The 18,815-nt window shown below is 59.5% G+C and carries 15 protein-coding genes; 2 read left to right on the top strand and 13 right to left on the bottom strand.

The annotated features are described in order from the left end of the window. Window positions 1–1,572 (bottom strand): Re/Si-specific NAD(P)(+) transhydrogenase subunit alpha, encoded by a 1,572-nt coding sequence (locus tag AR456_RS05245; RefSeq protein WP_021820311.1) that lies wholly within the window; start codon window positions 1,570–1,572, stop codon window positions 1–3. 612 nt (window positions 1,573–2,184) lie between these two features. Between AR456_RS05245 and AR456_RS05240 the strand changes: the two genes are divergently transcribed. Beyond that, window positions 2,185–3,081, top strand: a complete 897-nt coding sequence (locus AR456_RS05240) for a LysR substrate-binding domain-containing protein (RefSeq protein WP_021820310.1) — start codon at window positions 2,185–2,187, stop codon at window positions 3,079–3,081. Window positions 3,082–3,134: 53 nt separating this feature from the next. Here the strand turns inward: AR456_RS05240 and AR456_RS05235 are convergent, their stop codons facing one another. The 11 genes from AR456_RS05235 to AR456_RS05185 form a co-directional block, all read right to left on the bottom strand. Further along, entirely contained in the window at window positions 3,135–4,430 is a 1,296-nt protein-coding gene (locus AR456_RS05235; protein ID WP_021820309.1) for an adenylosuccinate synthase, read from the bottom strand. Between the two features lie 98 nt (window positions 4,431–4,528). Beyond that, complete coding sequence (locus AR456_RS05230) at window positions 4,529–5,731, bottom strand: ATP phosphoribosyltransferase regulatory subunit (RefSeq protein ID WP_021820308.1); 1,203 nt, start codon at window positions 5,729–5,731, stop codon at window positions 4,529–4,531. Window positions 5,732–6,127: 396 nt separating this feature from the next. Then, complete coding sequence (gene hflC / locus AR456_RS05225) at window positions 6,128–7,012, bottom strand: protease modulator HflC (protein WP_021820307.1); 885 nt, start codon at window positions 7,010–7,012, stop codon at window positions 6,128–6,130. After that, on the bottom strand, window positions 7,013–8,251 hold the full coding sequence (gene hflK / locus AR456_RS05220; protein WP_021820306.1) for an FtsH protease activity modulator HflK: 1,239 nt from the start codon (window positions 8,249–8,251) through the stop codon (window positions 7,013–7,015). 104 nt (window positions 8,252–8,355) lie between these two features. Beyond that, complete coding sequence (hflX, locus tag AR456_RS05215; RefSeq protein WP_021820305.1) at window positions 8,356–9,672, bottom strand: ribosome rescue GTPase HflX; 1,317 nt, start codon at window positions 9,670–9,672, stop codon at window positions 8,356–8,358. A 17-nt stretch (window positions 9,673–9,689) separates the two neighbouring features. Further along, window positions 9,690–9,935 (bottom strand): RNA chaperone Hfq, encoded by a 246-nt coding sequence (gene hfq / locus AR456_RS05210; RefSeq protein WP_021820304.1) that lies wholly within the window; start codon window positions 9,933–9,935, stop codon window positions 9,690–9,692. A gap of 129 nt (window positions 9,936–10,064) precedes the next feature. Next, window positions 10,065–11,024, bottom strand: coding sequence for a tRNA (adenosine(37)-N6)-dimethylallyltransferase MiaA (gene miaA / locus AR456_RS05205; RefSeq protein WP_031208547.1), 960 nt, complete (start codon window positions 11,022–11,024; stop codon window positions 10,065–10,067). Between the two features lie 2 nt (window positions 11,025–11,026). Continuing rightward, window positions 11,027–13,054 (bottom strand): DNA mismatch repair endonuclease MutL, encoded by a 2,028-nt coding sequence (gene mutL / locus AR456_RS05200; protein ID WP_021820302.1) that lies wholly within the window; start codon window positions 13,052–13,054, stop codon window positions 11,027–11,029. Beyond that, the gene (locus AR456_RS05195; protein WP_021820301.1) at window positions 13,051–14,502 is read right to left on the bottom strand and encodes an N-acetylmuramoyl-L-alanine amidase; all 1,452 of its coding nucleotides are present in this window, start codon (window positions 14,500–14,502) and stop codon (window positions 13,051–13,053) included. The genes mutL and AR456_RS05195 overlap by 4 nt, the downstream gene beginning before the upstream one ends. Continuing rightward, complete coding sequence (gene tsaE / locus AR456_RS05190; RefSeq protein ID WP_021820300.1) at window positions 14,499–14,990, bottom strand: tRNA (adenosine(37)-N6)-threonylcarbamoyltransferase complex ATPase subunit type 1 TsaE; 492 nt, start codon at window positions 14,988–14,990, stop codon at window positions 14,499–14,501. Before tsaE ends, AR456_RS05195 begins: the two co-directional genes overlap by 4 nt. Beyond that, a complete protein-coding gene (locus AR456_RS05185; RefSeq protein ID WP_021820299.1) occupies window positions 14,971–16,539 on the bottom strand; it encodes a bifunctional ADP-dependent NAD(P)H-hydrate dehydratase/NAD(P)H-hydrate epimerase in 1,569 nt (522 codons plus the stop codon). The genes tsaE and AR456_RS05185 overlap by 20 nt, the downstream gene beginning before the upstream one ends. Before the next feature lie 108 nt (window positions 16,540–16,647). Between AR456_RS05185 and queG the strand changes: the two genes are divergently transcribed. Next, window positions 16,648–17,748, top strand: coding sequence for a tRNA epoxyqueuosine(34) reductase QueG (queG, locus tag AR456_RS05180; RefSeq protein WP_021820298.1), 1,101 nt, complete (start codon window positions 16,648–16,650; stop codon window positions 17,746–17,748). A gap of 31 nt (window positions 17,749–17,779) precedes the next feature. Here the strand turns inward: queG and orn are convergent, their stop codons facing one another. Then, the gene (gene orn, locus AR456_RS05175) at window positions 17,780–18,373 is read right to left on the bottom strand and encodes an oligoribonuclease (RefSeq protein ID WP_021820297.1); all 594 of its coding nucleotides are present in this window, start codon (window positions 18,371–18,373) and stop codon (window positions 17,780–17,782) included. Window positions 18,374–18,815: the final 442 nt, after the last annotated feature.

Raw genomic sequence — 18,815 nt, 5'->3', positions numbered from 1 at the left:
TCACGACTTCTGGAACATGGCCAACATGCGACGCGTGACGAGGAAGCCACCGACGATGTTGATCGACGCAATCAACACTGAAATCCCTGCAAGCAAGGCAACCAACCAGTTACCGGACCCCACCTGGAGCACAGCCCCGAGAATGATGATGCCCGAAATGGCATTGGTAACTGCCATCAGCGGAGTATGCAGTGAATGACTGACGTTCCAGATCACCTGGAAGCCAACGAAGCACGACAGTACGAAGACGATGAAGTGCTGCATGAAGGATGCTGGAGCCACCTGACCCAGCAACAGCATCAGCACACCACCGATAGCCAGCATACCGACCTGTCTTTTGGTCTGGGCAACGAAGGCAGCATGCTCGGCAGCCTTTTTCTCTTGCGGTGTCGGCTCTTTCTCCTTCGGTTTGGGCTTCGCCGCAGCGATGGCCTTGACCTTGGGCGGAGGGGGCGGGAAGGTGATTTCGCCCTGATGCGTCACAGTGGAACCACGAATCACGTCATCTTCCATGTCGTGTACGATCTGGCCATCCTTTTCCGGAGTCAGATCAGTCAACATGTGACGGATATTGGTGGAGTACAGCAGCGACGACTGGGTGGCCATGCGTGACGGGAAGTCGGTGTAGCCGACGACGACCACGCCATTATCAGTCACGATACGCTCGTTGGGTACGGTCGCATCGCAGTTGCCGCCCTTTTCAGCCGCCAGGTCGATAACCACGGAGCCGGGCTTCATGGCCGCCACCATATCCTCAAGCCACAACTTCGGAGCCGGGCGTCCAGGAATCAGTGCGGTGGTAATCACGATATCGATATCCGGAGCCTGCTGACGGAACAGCTCCAGTTGCTTCTCGCGGAATTCGGGGCTGGATGGCGACGCGTAGCCACCAGATTCAGAACCATCCGCGCTGTCTTCAAAGTCGAGGAACAGGAACTCGGCGCCCATCGACTCGATCTGCTCAGAGACTTCAGGACGCACATCGAATGCACGTACCACTGCGCCCAGGCTACTCGCAGTACCAATGGCCGCCAGACCCGCAACGCCTGCACCAATGACCAGCACCTTGGCCGGCGGAACCTTGCCCGCAGCGGTGACCTGACCGGTAAAGAAACGCCCGAACTGGTTGCCGGCCTCGATGACCGCTCGATAACCCGCGATGTTGGCCGTGGATGACAGGGCGTCCATCTTCTGGGCGCGCGAGATACGCGGCACCATGTCCATGGCAATGACATTGGCGCTACGAGCACGACAGCGCTCGAGCATTTCTTCGTTCTGGGCCGGCCAGAAGAAGCTGATCAGTGTCTGGCCTTCACGCAGACGATCGGCTTCCTCGTTATCCGGTTCACGCACCTTGACGACAATATCGGCCTGATCGAACAATGCTGCCGCATCTGCCACCACTGTCACGCCCGCCTGCTCATAAGCAGCGTCAGAGAACCCAGCCTTTTCGCCGGCGCCGCTCTCGATCAGGCATTCATGCCCCAGTTTCTGAATGTGTCCGGCACTTTCCGGCGTCAGCGCGACACGCGCCTCACCTTCGTACCTTTCCCTTGGTGCTCCTATCTTCACGATGGATCTCCCATGTGGCCAACGTTATTGCTTTGTTATGCGTGTCGCGGGGACTACTTGTCGGAAAACAGCATTCCGTGAACATCAGGCGCAAAGCCACCTTCAACGCCCCCTCTGCTGCGAGGCGAAAAGGTAGTCTGCACTGTTGTCATGGATACCGCAGGACCGTACAGCGAATCCCTCAATTGTCAGCCTACCAGTGTTACCTCTTGTGGGTAGTCTGCACAAGAGGTAATCGGGAGTTTTTGTCGCAGCGCAGCATTGCAGCAAGCGACTGAAACCATTAAGAGAAGACCGAATCAGGACGGCTTAAGGTTATGCTATTTCGGTAATGAATCTCGCCATCAAGCGGCACGCGGCGTGATCACACCCTGAGTAAAGGCTGGATATCTCAATCGACGCAATCTACCAGGCAGGGTTTGGATAATGGCGAAAGCAGATGAGCTACAGGCTCTACCAATCATCGCTCAGTATCGAAACCTTGCTATCCGCAGCGCATTCCGTCGGAGCGATAAATGAATTGCGGTCACTTACATCAAATAAAGAACATGGATCAATGGCTAGGTAGAAGGCTATATTCTCATCCATTGGATGATGTGAGATCACCTGAACATGAGCTATCGGCTTCCCTCTCTAACCGCACTGCGTGCCTTTGAAGCAGCCGCACGCCTGAATAGTTTCAAGAAGGCTGCAGAGGAATTGGCGGTCACCGCAACAGCGATCAGTCACCGCATCCGTGTTCTGGAGGAAGACCTCGAGCGCCCAATGTTCCTCCGCAAGGTACGAGCGGTTGAGTTGACGGCAGATGGACAGGAGCTCTTCACAGCGGTACACCGCGGTTTCGATACCATCGCTGTGGCCGTTGAGCGTCTACGCAAACCACGCAAGGTTTCAGTCACTCTGTCCACGACACCGGCATTCGCGACGAAGTGGCTGGTGCCACGGTTGGCGAGCTTCCAGGCACAGCATCCTGATATTGATCTACACGTTCATGCTTCCAATACTCCCGTCGACCTCCATTCCGGAACCGTCGACCTGGCGATTCGCTATGGCAGCGGCCCATATGAAGGCATGGAAGCCACGTTGCTGCTGGAGAACCAATTCGCCCCCGTCGCCAGCCCGACACTCAAGGCAGCGACCAACCGTGACATATCGCAGTGGCCATTGATTCATTTCGACTGGCACCTCCCTCCCGCCATGGAGTTGAACTGGAACGCCTGGCTAGATGCCAACGGGCACAAGGCACGGGAGGCAGCGGCTGGCATCCGTTACTCAGAGGAAAGTCATGCCATTCAGGCGGCCATTGCCGGTCAGGGAGTGGCGATGTTGAGCCTTCTGCTGGTTGAGGAGGAATTACGCCTCGGGCTGCTGAAGATTGTGGCCGAACCGACGCTCAAGGCAATGCCCTACCTCCTTCTTCAGAGCAACCAACGCCCAGTCTCGCAGCCCGTTGTGGTCGTGAAGAGTTGGCTGATACAGAGCGCTCACCAGGCACAGCAGGATCGCTGAGTACACAGAGGCCGGCACAATGGCCGGCCTCCAGTTGCTACTGAGTGTATCGATCAATTACCGAAGGGGTTACGCAACACGATGGTCTCGTTGCGGTCCGGCCCGGTGGATATGATATCGATGGAGGTACCAACCTGCTCCTCGAGGAAGCTGATGTAGGCACGAGCATTGGCAGGAAGATCCTCGACACGCTTGACGCCAAGCGTCGATTCCGTCCAACCCGGCAGGTCCTGATAGAGCGGTTCGATGGCTTCATAGCCCTCGGAGTCCACTGGGTTGTCGAGCACCTCTCCATCCTTGCTGCGATACCCAACACAGACGCGGATATTTTCCAGACCATCGAGCACGTCGAGTTTGGTCAGACAGATACCGGAAACCGAGTTGATCTGCACCGCATGGCGCAGCGCAACAGCGTCGAACCAGCCACAGCGACGTGCGCGGCCAGTGGTAGCGCCAAACTCGTGGCCACGCTCGGCCAGGTGACGGCCATGCTCATCGAACAACTCAGTGGGGAACGGGCCTGAGCCCACACGAGTGGTGTAGGCCTTGGTGATGCCCAGCACATAGTCCAGATACAACGGCCCGACACCAGAGCCGGTCGCGGTGCCACCGGCGGTAGTGTTTGAACTGGTCACGAACGGATAGGTACCGTGGTCAATATCCAGCAACGACCCCTGGGCACCCTCGAACAGGATGTTGTCACCGTTCTTGCGCAGGTCATGCACCAGGCTCACGGTATCGGCGACCATCGGCCGCAGTTCCTCGGCCATCTGCATAGCGCTGTCGAGCACGGCCTGGAAGTCTACCGGCGGCTCACCGTGGTACTGGGTCAACACGAAGTTGTGGTAGTCCAGCACTTCGCCGAGTTTGGAGGCGAAGCGCTCACGATGCAGCATGTCGCCAAGACGTAGTCCACGACGCGCGACCTTGTCCTCGTAGGCAGGACCAATACCACGTCCGGTGGTGCCGATCTTGGCCACGCCACGCGCCTTCTCACGTGCCTGGTCGAGGCGCACATGGTAATCGAGAATCAGCGGACAAGCCGGCGACAGGCGCAAGCGCTTGCGCACTGGCACGCCTTTATCCTCGAGCTCGTGAATCTCCTTGAGCAGAGCCTCCGGAGACAGCACGACACCATTACCGATGACACAGGTCTTGTCCTCACGCAGGATGCCAGACGGGATCAGGTGCAGAACGGTCTTCTCACCATCGATTACCAGCGTATGGCCAGCATTGTGTCCGCCCTGGAAGCGCACCACTGCGGAAGCGGATTCCGTCAACAGGTCAACGACCTTGCCCTTGCCTTCATCACCCCACTGGGTGCCCAGTACGACTACGTTCTTGCCCATTGCTTTCTCGTCTCTCTGTGTTGCGCCGTGGCGCACCTCAAGGTGTGTGCGCCGCGCCCCGGCGCCCCGAAAATCTGTAATGACCTACCTGATAACGGTCAGGTTGACTGCGTGAGTGGCTCGATGGCTTCAACTGTCCAGCCCTCGCTACCAGCCACCAACTGCTCACGGCAAAGATGTTGCACCGCTCCAGTGCGCTGCCCCGGAAGCGCTTGTACCACTCGACGACCCTGGCTACGCAACGCCTGAATGGCTTCATTCAAGCCTGCCTGCCCTTCATCGGCTGGAGCCCATATGCCATCGGCTTCCGGCTCTCGAGGAGCCAGCGTCGCCAGCACCTTGAGGTCCATGGACAGTCCGGTCGCCGGGCGGGCACGGCCAAAGGCCTTACCGGTATCGTCATAACGCCCGCCCTTGACCAGCGCCTGGCCATAGCCCGGGACATAAGCGGCAAACATCATACCGGTGTGATACTGATAACCGCGCAACTCGGCGAGGTCGAAGTAACAGGCCACCTCTGGATGTTCAGCGCTTACCCCTTGATACAGCTCATACAACTTGTCGAGCGCATCATTGACGGCCTGCGGCGCTTCGGCGAACGCCTCGCGCGCGACTTCGAGCACATCGGGGCCACCATGCAGATCCCCCAGCGCACGGAACATGTCCGCCAGCGCCGCGTCGCTGATCAGGCGCGATACTGCCTCATCCAGCTGAGATGGCGATTTCAGCGCCAATGCCGAGGAAATTGCGTACTCTCCCTGAGCATCGAGCGCAGCAGCCGACACCAGATTACGGTAGATGCCTACATGGCCCAGTGCCAGGTGAATCTCACGAGCACCAGACACCGCAAGGCCTTCCAGCGCCAGACGCAGGATCTCCAGATCCGCCGCCAGGCTGGCATGGCCAAACAACTCGACACCGACCTGCACAGGACTGCGCCCACCCTGATGCTTGTCAGCCTTGGCGCGCAACACATTCGTGCAGTAGCAAAGCCGCACGGGCCCCTCGCGCTTCAAAGAGTGAGCATCCATACGCGCTACCTGAGGTGTCACGTCGGCGCTGACGCCCATCATGCGACCAGTCAACTGGTCAGTCAGCTTGAAAGTCTGCAGGTCGAGATCAGTACCCGTACCGGTCAATAGAGAGTCGAGGAACTCTACCGGAGGCGGCATGACCTGGTCATAGCCCCACAGATGATAGAGGTCGAGCAGCGCACGGCGCAGCTCTTCCATACGGCTGGCCTGAGGCGGCAGCACCTCGTCCATGCCGTCGGGCAAGAGCCAGCGGTCAGCGATGGTCATGTCAGATTCCTGCCTGGATCAATGAGCCTGAATCGCACGCACAGAAAAGCATGCATACAAGACAATGCACACCATGGATCAGCGTACCATCTACACAGAGATGCACGCCTGCGAGCGATCAACGAAAGTTCCGACGCCATTGCTCGGCCTGATCTGAAGCCCGGAGACTGAAACCACGGGGCGGGAACCTCGAGGTTGAAACCTGAGCAGAAGCGGTCCGGAACACAAGAACGACGGCCACAAAAAAACCGGGCCACGCCCGGTTGAAGGATTCTATCACGTTTGCGTGCCGGGTGAACCCCGAACAACACCAGCAATCGATGCATCATCAGCACGGGGCATCTTCAGCACGGGTATCATTTGCCGGATGCCGCCGTAGCGGCATCCGGCTGACGATCAACCCTCGGGCTGATCCGGGCTCTTCAGGTAGCGGAAGAAGTCGCTGGACGGGTCCAGCACCATCATGTTGCCACTATCCTCACCGAAGCTTTCGCGATAGGCATTGAGGCTACGCCAGAAAGAGAAGAACTCGGCGTCCGCGCTATAGGCCTGGGAGTAGATACCCGCCGCCTCGGCATCACCTTCACCACGCAAGGTCTCGGAACGCTCATTGGCCTGGGCCAATAGTACCTGGCGCCGACGATCGGCATTGGCCTTGATACGCTCGGACTCTTCCTCACCCTGGGCGCGCCACTCACGGGCCTCGCGCTCACGCTCGGAGCGCATACGCGAGTATACGGCGGCAGACACGTCTTCCGGCAGGTCGATACGCTTGACGCGAATATCGAGAATCGCCACACCCAGTTCATCGCGCATCAACCTGTCGAGTTCCTGAGTCGGCCCCGACATCAGCTCATCACGATTCTCGGAGATGATCTGCTGAAGATTCAGCTGACCGAACTCATTACGCAGGCTCTCGTCGACACGCGGCTGGATCAGACGCACCGCCATCAGCTCATCACCCGCCGTCGCCTCGTAGTAGCGCGTCGGATCGATGACCTGCCACTTGACGTAGGAGTCGACGATGACCGCCTTCTGCTCCTGAGTCAGGTAGCGGCTGGTATCGGTATCCAGGGTCAGCACGCGGGTATCAAACTTGCGCACGGTCTGGGTGATCGGCACCTTGGCGTGCAGCCCGGGCTGGATATTTTCCTCAATGATTTCACCGAAGCGCAGCTTGACCGCACGCTCGGTTTCATCGACCACGTAGAGGCTGTTGCTGGCCAACCAGGCCACGGCAGCAAGGCCACCAACGATGAGCAGGGATCGATTATTGATCATCTAGCGACCCTCTCTCTGGATACCTGTGTCACGTTCGCTTCGAGTTGAACTGCTGCTACTCGAGCCACTTGCCTCATTTCGCATCCGCTCGAGAATCTGCGGATCGAGTTGAGTGTCACTCTGATCAGAGGCCGCACCGCTGGTACCACGACCGAGGCGATCCATCGGCAGCACCATCAACGGGCTCTGTTCCTGCACATCGACAAAGACCTTGTTGGTCTGGCCGAGCACCTCAGACATCACGTCCAGGTAGAGACGCTCACGCATCACTTCCGGAGAATCCTGATATTGCGTCAACAATGCGCTGAAGCGATTGGCCTGACCACGCGCCTCGGCGACGACCGACTCACGATAACCCTGGCCCTGCTCGACAATACGCTGGGCTTGACCTTGTGCCTCGGGAATAATCGCATTGGCGTAGGCCATTGCCTGGTTAATGGTCCGCTGGCGATCCTCACGTGCACGAATAACGTCATCGAAGGCATCCTGCACCGCATCAGGCGGTGAAGTTGACTCGACGTTGAGGGTCACAAGATGGATACCAGTGCCATAGGCATCCAGATAAGACTGGAGACGGCTCGCCACCGCAGAACCGAGAATCTCACGACCGGAGGTCAGGATATCGATCATGTCGGTGCCACCGACTACATGGCGCAGTGCGGAATCCAGAGCATTTTCGAGAGACAGCTCGGGATCGCGAACATTGAGCATGTAGGAACGCGGATCAGCGACCTGATACTGCGCCGAGATCTCGACCGAGACAATGTTCTCGTCCTGGGTCAGCATCGACTGAGTCTGACTGACGGAACGTACACGGGTCACGTTGACCATGCGCACATCATCGATCAACGGCGGATTCCATTGCAGACCAGGGTTGACGACTTCCTGGAACTTACCGAATCGCAGCACCACACCACGCTCGGACTGGTCGACCAGATAGAAGCCACTGGCTGCCCAGATAGCCGCGCCGATCACCAGCAGCAGGCCAGGCAAGGCCAGAGTGTTACGTGGCTTACCACTGCCGCCCTTGTTACCGCCGCCACCGCCGCGCTTCCCGCCGCGACCACCCAGCATGTTGTTGAGCTTGTCCTGAAATTTCTTCAGCGCTTCATCCAGATCAGGCGGTCCCTGATTGTCTCCCCCACGGTTGCCACCGCCACCGTTTCCGCCTTTGCGGCCCCCACCACTCCAGGGGTCGTGCTGGTTGCCGTTGCCGCCACCAGGCTCATTCCAGGCCATACGTCGTCTCCACTCTGTGCCCCCTGCAGGAGCATCGGTTGCGATCCTTTATAACGCGTCGCCTGTTCCTGGCGACGCCAGGGGCCTATCAGGCCCTCGGGTCGTCAAGCCTCCCAAGCCTCACGTTGCTGGAGAGACCTGGGAAGATAGTCCTCGGCACGCTCATCCAGCCGCGACATCAGCTGATAGAAATCGCGGCGCGGCAGCCTGAGCGCCAGTCGTGAGCGCCCCTGTTCATCGAAATCCTCGCCCCGCACTGCACCGGACTCGTGAAGCGCGGCCCGCAAGCGCCCCTGCTCCGGTGTCAAGGTCAGCGGAAAGTCGAGAATATCTTCAGCGAGGCGTTCGGCCAACGCTTCCGCCAGCAGATCAAGACCTCGCCCTTCGCGTGCCGACAGCCAGACGGTCTGGTGCACGCCATGTTCATCGCGCTCGATTCTCGGTGAGCTATCGAACAGGTCAATCTTGTTCATCACCTTGAGAGATGGCACTTCAGAGGCACCAATCTCTTCGAGCACATTGTTCACTTGCGTCACGTTCAACTCGCGGTCGGGGTCCGCCGCATCGATGACGTGTACCAGCAACGATGCCTCTGCCGCCTCCTGCAATGTGGCACGAAACGCCTCCACCAGCTTATGTGGCAAGTGGCGAATGAAGCCTACGGTATCCGCCATCACCACTGGCCCGACATCCGCAACCTCGAGTCGACGTAGCGTAGGGTCGAGAGTAGCGAAGAGCTGGTCCGCCGCATAGACCTCAGCCTGCGTCAGGCTGTTGAATAGCGTTGATTTCCCGGCATTGGTATAGCCTACCAGCGATACACTGGGGATCTCGGCACGAGAACGCGCACGACGGTTCTGGCTGCGCTGACTGCGTACCTTGTCGAGCCGCTTGTGGATCGACTTGATCCGCGCGCGCAACAGACGACGGTCAGTCTCGAGCTGGGTTTCACCAGGGCCACGCAGACCAATACCACCTTTCTGGCGCTCAAGGTGTGTCCAACCGCGAACCAGGCGAGTCGACATGTACTCTAGCTGAGCCAGCTCTACCTGCAGCTTACCTTCATGCGTGCGGGCGCGCTGGGCAAAGATATCCAGAATCAGGCCAGTGCGGTCGAGCACGCGGCATTTCAGCGACTGCTCGACATTGCGTTCCTGGGAGGGGCTTAACGCGTGGTTGAAGATCACCAGTTCCGCATGGTGAACCGACAGAGCCTCGCGCAACTCCTCGAGCTTACCAGAGCCCACATAGGTGCGAGAATCGGGGCGCTGTCGGCTGCCGGTGATCAGAGTGGCGGGCTCGGCGCCCGCCGACCTCACCAATTCCAGAAATTCACCAGGATCTTCGCGCTCCTGCTCATCCTGAAAATCGATATGGACAAGTACCGCTGTTTCACCGGCGTTGGGACGTTCAAAAAACAATCAATACCTCACGGATATCAGCTCTCCGGCTGCGCAGCAGGATCCTGGACCGGCAGACGCACATTGCGTGACGGTACGACAGTGGAGATGGCGTGTTTGTAAACCATCTGACTGACGGTATTGCGCAGCAGAATGACAAATTGGTCAAATGACTCGATCTGGCCCTGCAGCTTGATGCCGTTGACCAGGAAAATCGATACCGGAATGCGCTCCTTGCGCAGGATGTTCAGGTACGGGTCTTGAAGGGACTGCCCTTTGGACATGTTGCTCTCCCTGAAAAGTCTCTTAGGGGTTAACGTTATACCGATACTCGCCTACCCAATCTCGAGAGGCGAGTATCGAAGATTTCGGCGGGGCCCAGTCTCTCGGCCACACGAACTGGTCATCTTACGCTATGTGCCCGAAACGCGCACCAGTTTCAATAACTCAGCTGCTGCTGTACCCGTCAATGGATCCACCCAATGGAGATCCGGCCAACTACGCAGCCAGGTCAATTGACGCTTGGCCAGTTGACGGGTTGCCACCACGCCACGATAGCGCAATTCATCAAGCCCGCTCATCGCACCTTGACCATAGACCCCATCAAGGTAACACCAAGCCTGACGATAACCGACACTCTTCATCGACGGTAGCTCGAGTGATAGATCACCCCGCCCTCGCAATGCCGCCACCTCATCGAGGAAGCCAGCTTCCAGCATGGATGAGAAACGCGTTGCTATACGTTCATGCAACACCGACCTATCCGCAGGCGCGAGACCTATGGACAAGGTTCTGAAAGGAAAGTTTTGCGGCGCCTGCTCACGCCACAGCTCCGTAAGCGAACGTCCACTGACTTCATGGACTTCCAGCGCCCGCATCAGGCGCTGGGGATCATTGGGATGGATGCGCGCTGCGGACTCTGGATCGACCTTGGCAAGGCGCCGATGAAGTGCTTCCAGACCCTGTTCCCGGGCCTGCTGATCGAGACGCTGACGCACTCCGGCGTCTGCCGAAGGCAGGTTGGCAACGCCGTCCATCAAGCGCTTGAAGTACATCATGGTACCGCCAACGAGTAGCGGCACCCGCCCTGCTGCCACGATCTCGTGCATCTCGGCGAGGGCGTCCTCACGAAAGGATGCGGCACTGTAGGCGTCCGCTGGATCACGAATGTCGATCAGGCGATGCGGGGCACGCGCCAACTCCTCCGGCGATGGTTTGGCACTGCCGATATCCATGCCACGATAGACCATCGCCGAATCCACGCTGATGATTTCACCGTTGAGCGCTTCGCGCAGCTCAATGGCCAGGTCGGTCTTGCCCGCCGCTGTCGGCCCCATCAATAGAATCGCCAGAGGCCGCTGGTCTGTACTCATCGTTATTGGCCTCTGAGGAACAGCTTGTCCAATTCACGCAGGCTCATCTGAGTCCAGGTCGGGCGGCCATGGTTACACTGTCCGCTGCGCTCGGTGCGCTCCATATCGCGCAGCAGCGCATTCATCTCGGCGATGGTCAGCTGACGGTTGGCGCGTACACTGCCGTGACAGGCCATGGTCGCCAGCAGTTCGTTGATGTGTGCCTCGATCCGATCGGAGCTACCGAAACGCTCCAGGTCGCTCAACATTTCACGCACCAGTGGCTCAACGTCAGCATCGGCCAACAACGCCGGCACCTGGCGAACCAGCAAGGTCTCCGGCCCCGCAGCGTCCAATTCCACGCCCAGCCGCGTAAAAGCCTCGCGTTCACTCTCTGCAGTCTCCATCTCTCCCGCACTGACGGCCAGCGACACGGGGACCAGCAACGGCTGAGCATCCAACGCCCCGCCATTTGCTTGAGCGCCGTGCACCTGAGATTTCATGCGCTCATAGACGATACGTTCATGGGCGGCATGCATATCGACCAGCACCATGCCCTGAGCATTCTGAGCGACGATGTAGATACCATGCAGTTGCGCGACGGCATAACCCAGTGGCGGTGCCTGAGTGGCATCCTCCTCCGGCATCGATGGCATCGGCCGCGTGGCTTCGGCAACATCAGCCATGGTGCGAGGCTCCGCCACCCTGTTCTGATAAGTGCGTTCGGCGAGAGCCTGATCGGCAGCCTGACCTCCAGCGCCAGGTGCACCGGACTGTGGGGTCAACAGATTCTGCTCATGCTCTGGATGCAACTGGCGATAGCCATCCATGAAGGCTCGGACCCTATCAGGGGTGACACCACCACCCTGTTCTTCACGGCGCGCGTGCAGGGCCATGGGCTGCTGCTGCCAGGCCGGCTGACTCGGTGCGTCCGGGGCCGCTACAGGCTGACGAATTTCACCGGTTTCCGGGTCCACATCGAGCCCGGCATGAGCATCCTCAGCCTCAGCTTCCGAATGCCCGGCACGCGCCTCACCCAATGCCCGGTGGAGGCTGGAGAACAGGAAGTCATGCACCATCCGTCCATCGCGAAAACGCACCTCATGCTTGGTCGGGTGTACGTTGACATCAACCACCGCAGGGTCGACATCGAGATACAGCACGAACACTGGGTGACGACCATTGAAGAGCACATCACGATAAGCCTGACGAATGGCATGCGCGACCAACCGGTCACGCACTACGCGTCCGTTGACGAAGAAGTACTGCTGATCGGCCTGAGCACGCGAATGGGTCGGAAGCCCCACCCAGCCCCACAGGCGCAGCGCTCCCACCTCGATATCCAGGGTCAGAGCGTTCTCCAGAAAAGCCTTGCCGAGAAGCGATTTCAAACGGCGCTCTCGATCCTCGGGCAAATGGGCTACCGGTACTTGATGCAGGGTCTTCTGGTTGTGACGCAATACCCAGCCAATATCGAAACGCGACAGCGCCTGACGACGAAAGGCCTCTTCGACATGCCCGAACTCGGTCTTTTCGGTGCGCAGAAACTTGCGCCGTGCAGGCGTATTGAAGAACAGGTCCCGCACCAGAACCGAAGTGCCACGTGGGTGCGGCGCAGGTGAAACGCGCGGTTCCATGCGCCGGCCCTCTGCCACCACGCGCCAGCCATTACGTGGATCTTCATCGGTATTGGAAATCAACTCCAGTCGCGACACCGAGCTGATCGAAGCCAACGCCTCACCACGGAACCCCAGACTGGCCACTCCCTCCAGTTCTTCAAGAGAGGTGATCTTGCTTGTGGCATGACGCGACAACGACAGAGGGAGGTCTTCCTCAGAGATCCCGGAACCGTCGTCACGAACCTTGATCAGGCGCGCACCGCCCGACTCGATCTCGACCTCGATACGCGTACTTCCCGCATCGATGGCATTCTCGACCAACTCCTTGATCACCGATGCTGGGCGCTCAACGACTTCCCCAGCGGCGATCTGGTTTGCCAGCCGTGGGTCGAGAACCTGAATTCTGCGGCGCGCTGTCCCGATGTCACTCATGTACTGGGAATCCTCAATACCTGTCCGACGCGAATCACGTCATCATTGAGCTCGTTGGCCTGACGCAGCTGACCCAGTGAAACGCCATGCTGCGAGGCAATACCTGACAGGGTATCACCGGGCTGAATACGGTATTCCCCCGAGCCTGTTGTACGCCCATGGTCACGCTCCCATGCCAACAGACTCGCGGGGGGCGGGTTCTGTTGAAAATGAGCGCGCACACCACCGAATACCGCGGCCATCATACGCTCCTGATAAGCACCATCACGCAGACGACGTTCTTCATCCGGGTTGGAGATGAAGCCGGTCTCGACCAGCAGTGACGGAATATCTGGCGATTTGAGCACCACAAAGCCAGCCTGCTCGACGCGCGACTTGTGCAGAGCGTTGACCTGGCCAATACGCTCCAGCACCCCACCACCGATGGTCAGCGAGTCGCTGAGTGTGGCAGTCATGGTCAGATCGAGCAGCACGCCGCGCAACACCTGATCCTTGTCATCCAGAGACAGGCTGCCATCCACACCACCGATCAAATCGGAGCGATTCTCGGTCGCCGCCAGCCACTTGGCAGTCTCCGACGTTGCTCCACTCTGCGACAGTGCAAACACCGAGCTGCCGTGCGGTCGCGGACTGTTGAAGGCGTCGGCATGAATGGAGACAAAGAAGTCGGCCTTCTGCTCACGGGCGATGATTGTCCGTTGGCGCAACCCAACATAATAGTCGCCATCACGGATCATCACTGCCTTGAAGCCAGGTGCTTGATTGATCATCCGCGCCAGGCGATCAGCCATCTCGAGGACGACATCCTTCTCACGGGTCCCACTGGGACCGGTGGCGCCAGGGTCCTCGCCACCGTGACCAGCGTCCACGGCGATGATGATGTCACGCTTCGGATGTGGTTGAGCCTCATCGATCACGGCAGGCGCCGCCACCTCGGGGTCAAGCCCCTCTGCTACGGCAACGGTTCTGGCCCGGCTTGCCGCAATCTCCTGCTCGCGAATCATCGACTCGATGGGATCGATCGGGTCTTCCACGGCACTCTCACCGGGGTACTCGAGATCCACCACCAGACGGTCGCCGTACTGGTCGTTCGGCGACAGCGCGAAGTGACGCGGCTCAACTTCTCGATTAAGCTCCAACACCACGCGCAGATCGTCACCATCACGCACACCGGTCCGCACTGCACTGATCGCGCTACCATCGAGATCAATACTGTCCGGATTGGAGTCTAGATGTGTGTCAGCAAGATCAATAACCAATCGACGCGGGTTATCCAGCTCGAACACCGAAGCACTCACCGGCGCCGAAAGGTCCAGCACCAGCCGCGAGTGATCCGGGGCCGCCCATAGGCGCATGTTCTCGATATTCGATGCCTGAACCGGGAGTATCGCCAGGCCGGGACACGCGACAGCCGCCAGCGCGGCCAACTTCCAGAAGTTCGCCGTCATACCATGCCTCCCACGATGCTACCCGCCAATTGCGGGTCCACATGCAGGCGCGCCAGCACACTTTCGCCCCAGGCAGTACGGGCCTCGAGGCGAGCTTCGCGCCCACAGTCGGCATGACTCAACGCGACGACCAGGTCCGGTTCAGGTAACCAGCCCTCGCCGCGTTCGGCCCACTCGATCAGGCTCAGGCAATCGTCGGCCAACAGGTCACGACCGCCTATAAACTCCAGTTCCTCGGGGTCACCGAGGCGATAAAGATCAAAATGGTTCACCCGTCCGGCTTCCAGTTCGTAGGGTTCCACCAGGGTGTAGGTCGGGCTCTTCACCGCCCCCTGGTGTCCATAGGCTCGCAATACACCTCTCGCCAGCGTGGTTTTTCCAGCGCCCAGCTCACCTGATAGATGAACGCGACCGCGTCCCTCCAGGGCCCGTCCCAGGCTTTCTCCAAATGCGACCTGACGGTCTTCATCATCGAGTCGCAGCAGCATCGTCCTCGCCCATCGTCGGGTTGATCAAATTTCGTGCACAGGATGCCAGATCACTGGCCAGCAAGCCACGTTCTCCAGCCTGACCTGCAGCACGGTCGCCGGCCAGCGCATGCACCAGTACCGCACACTGGGCGGCCTGCTCGAGCTCCAGGCCCTGCGCGACCAGGCCGGCGATAAAGCCGGTCAGCACGTCTCCCGTACCACCACTGGCCATACCGGGATTGCCATAAGGGCACAGGGCCAGGCCACGCGGGCCACAGATCAATGTGCCCGCCCCCTTGAGGACCACCACTCCACCGAAGCGTTGCTGCAATTGCCTGGCTGCCCCCGGACGATCCGCTTCGACCTCGGCCACCGAGCAATCGAGCAATCGCGCCGCCTCGCCAGGGTGTGGAGTCAGTATCCAGTCATCGCGTTGCAATGTGGTGTCGTGAGCTGTGGTGTCTTGCATGGAAGTGAAGCGCGAAGCGAGCAGATTGAGAGCATCCGCATCAACAACCATCGGCAGCGATCGCTCCAGCGCACACTGCAGCATTGCCTGTCCCCAACTGGACTGGCCAAGGCCGGGACCGATCGCCAACACACTGAGCGACGCGAGCAACGGTGGCAACTGAGTGGCATGAATCAAGCCCCGCGCCATAACTTCAGGACAGCGCACCAGGCTGGCAGTCACATGTTCCGGGGCAGTGGCCAGCATCACCCTGCCAGCGCCTATTCGCGCACAAGCCTCGGCGGCCAGCAAGGCCGCACCACCATAACCGGGTGCACCGCCAATGATACCGGCAAACCCCAAAGCCCCCTTGTGGATGTCCCGTGGGCGAGGCGGCAACATCTCTGCCAGGCACTCCGGTGTCAGGCGCCAGGCGATCGGCGTAATGTCCTCGTGAGCCATGGCATCCAGGCCCAACGGTTCAACGACGACCTCGCCGCTATGCGCTGCTCCGCCCCCGGTGTACAGCCCCAGCTTGTCGGTAATGAAGGTCACCGTGACATCGGCCTTGATCGCGATATCGCCGGCGGCAGCGCCATCGGCATTGACCCCCGAGGGAATGTCGATGGCCAGCACTGGACATCCTGTGCCATTGATGGCCTCGATGGCCACGACATAAGGCGCCCGCAGCTCGCCCTGAAAACCGGTACCGAGCATGGCATCCACAATGACGTCACCATCGATGGAAGCATCACTTCGCCAATCCAGCCATTCGACTCCAGCTTCATCTGCCATCCGAGCCGCCTTCAGCGCATCACCACTCAAACGCTCGCGAGGCACCAGCGAATAACGCTGCACTCGACGACCTTCCTGGGCCGCCAGCGCTGCCAGCACATGGCCATCTCCGCCGTTATTGCCACTCCCACAGAAAACCGTCAGGCTGCGCGCTCCCGGCCAGCGCGCCTTCAACCAGCGCCATGCCGTTCCCGAGGCACGGCGCATCAGCGCGAAGCCATCAATATCCTGCTCGATGGCACGACGATCCAGCTCGCGAACCTGGTCGGCGGCGAACAACGGCATCTGGCCAGAGCGCATCAAATTGCGGGCCGCAACGCTCATATGGTGTCCCCTCCTGGCGGGATGATTTACCATGGTGCGATATTCCCCTATCCAGTCTAAAGGCTTCTTTGCTGGTATCAGCATAAGTTGCCAGGTTTAACCTTTTTTATGCCCACCCCGTCTGCCATCACCGACATTGATCTCGGCGCTCTTGCTGATCGCATCAAGAGCTGGGGCCGCGAGCTCGGATTTCAGCAACTCGGCATTACCGATGTCGATCTGGCTGAAGACGAACAGCGTCTCGAACGCTGGCTTGCCGACGGTCACCACGGCGAGATGCAGTTCATGGCCAAACATGGTCGCAAGCGCACCCGTCCCGCAGAACTCGAGCCGGGAACCGTGCGCGTCATCAGCGCGCGCCTCGACTACCTCCCGCCAGAGGTCGAAACCACTAAAGTGCTGGGCCAGCCGACCAGGGCCTATGTCTCGCGCTATGCCACCGGCCGCGACTACCACAAGCTGATGCGCAAGAGGCTACAATCGCTGGCCCGCATGATCGAGGCCGAAGTGGGGCCATTCGGCTATCGCGCCTTCGTCGATTCGGCTCCGGTCATGGAGCGCGCGCTGGCCCGCAAGGCCGGACTCGGCTGGTTCGGCAAGAATGCCATGTTGTTGAACCCGAAGGCCGGCTCACTGTTCTTCCTTGGCGAGCTGTATACCGATTTGCCACTGCCGGTAGACGAGCCCTTCGAACACGAGCACTGTGGCAGTTGCAGTGCCTGCCGCAGTGCCTGCCCGACCGGCGCAATTGTTGATGACAGAATCGTCGATGCTCGGGCTTGTATCTCGTACCTGACCATCGAACTGCACGGCGCTATCCCCGAGCATTACCGCGAAGCGATGGGCAACCGCGTGTTCGGCTGCGACGACTGCCAACTGGTCTGCCCCTTCACTCGCTTCACCCGAGTCAGCAATGAAGTCGATTTTGCCCCACGCCATGACCTCGACCGTGCCAGCCTGCTGAGCCTATTCGGCTGGAGCGAGGAGGAGTTTCTCGAGCGCACCGCAGGCAGCCCGATTCGCCGTATCGGCTATGAGCGTTGGCTACGCAACCTCGCCATTGGCCTCGGTAACGCCCCCTGGAGCCGAGCCGTGGAGGCCGCACTGCTGCTGCGGCTTGCCTATCCCTCGGATCTGGTGCGTGAACACGTGCGCTGGGCGCTGGACCGTCAGCGCGACAAGCGTCAGGCCACCATCGCCGTCGCTTGATGCATCCGCTGGCAAGCCTACAAGCGTGGGCCTAACTGTCATCAGCCGCCTTGAGAAAGGTCTTGCGATAGTGGGTCAGCTCAGCGATGGACTCCTTGATGTCGTCCATGGCCAGGTGCACATTGCGCTTGCTGAAGCCCTCCAATGCCGCTGGGTTCCAGCGTTTCGCCAGTTCCTTGAGCGTAGAGACATCCAGATTACGATAATGGAAGAATGCCCATAGTTCGGGCATTTCCCGCTCGAGGAATCGGCGGTCCTGGTGAATCGAGTTGCCGCACATTGGCGAAGTGCCGGGGACCACATATTGACTCAGAAACGCCAGTGTCTGACGCTCGGCCTCACCGGGTTCAATGCGACTGCTGCGTACACGCTCGGTCAGGCCTGAACCACCATGGGTCCGAGTGTTCCACTCGTCCATCCCCTCCAGCAGGCTGTCACTCTGATGCACGGCAATCACGGGCCCCTCGGCGATCACCTGTAGATCGCCATCGGTGACCAGCGTCGCCACCTCGATGATGCGCTCACGCTGCGGGTCGAGACCCGTCATCTCGAGATCGATCCACACCAGTAGATCGGAGCGCGGCGAGTTCTGGGTAGCAGTGGACCCTTGTGTATTGTCAGACATGGACATCTTCCCTGGCTTCCTCGGGTATACCGAGACAAAAATATGGCGACGAGTCTACACGACACCGCCGGCCCGGTGACAACGGGCTTTGGACAACAGGCTTTCACCAACAAGCGATCAACAACAAGCGATCGACAATGAGCTATAAACAATGAGCTATAAACAATGAGCTATCGACAACATCCTGTAGGCCGGGTTCAGAACCGTGCTGGTTCAGCCACACTTCGAATAGATCAGCCACACTTCGAATAGATCAGTCACGCCTTGAATCGAACAATCGCCAGGTCTGGCGAACATCCACTGAATCATCAGTCAGCTGAAACGCGCTGAAATCCTGCCGACTACAAGACGCCACACTCTGCACAAAGGTATAATTCACCAAGGTACGATTCACAGCATGCAATTCACACAGATCCGATCCGCACAGGTACAGTGCATACCA

The organism is Halomonas huangheensis (assembly GCF_001431725.1).
GTDB classification, from domain to species: Bacteria; Pseudomonadota; Gammaproteobacteria; order Pseudomonadales; family Halomonadaceae; genus Halomonas; species Halomonas huangheensis.
This window is presented reverse-complemented; position numbering and strand designations above follow the sequence as displayed.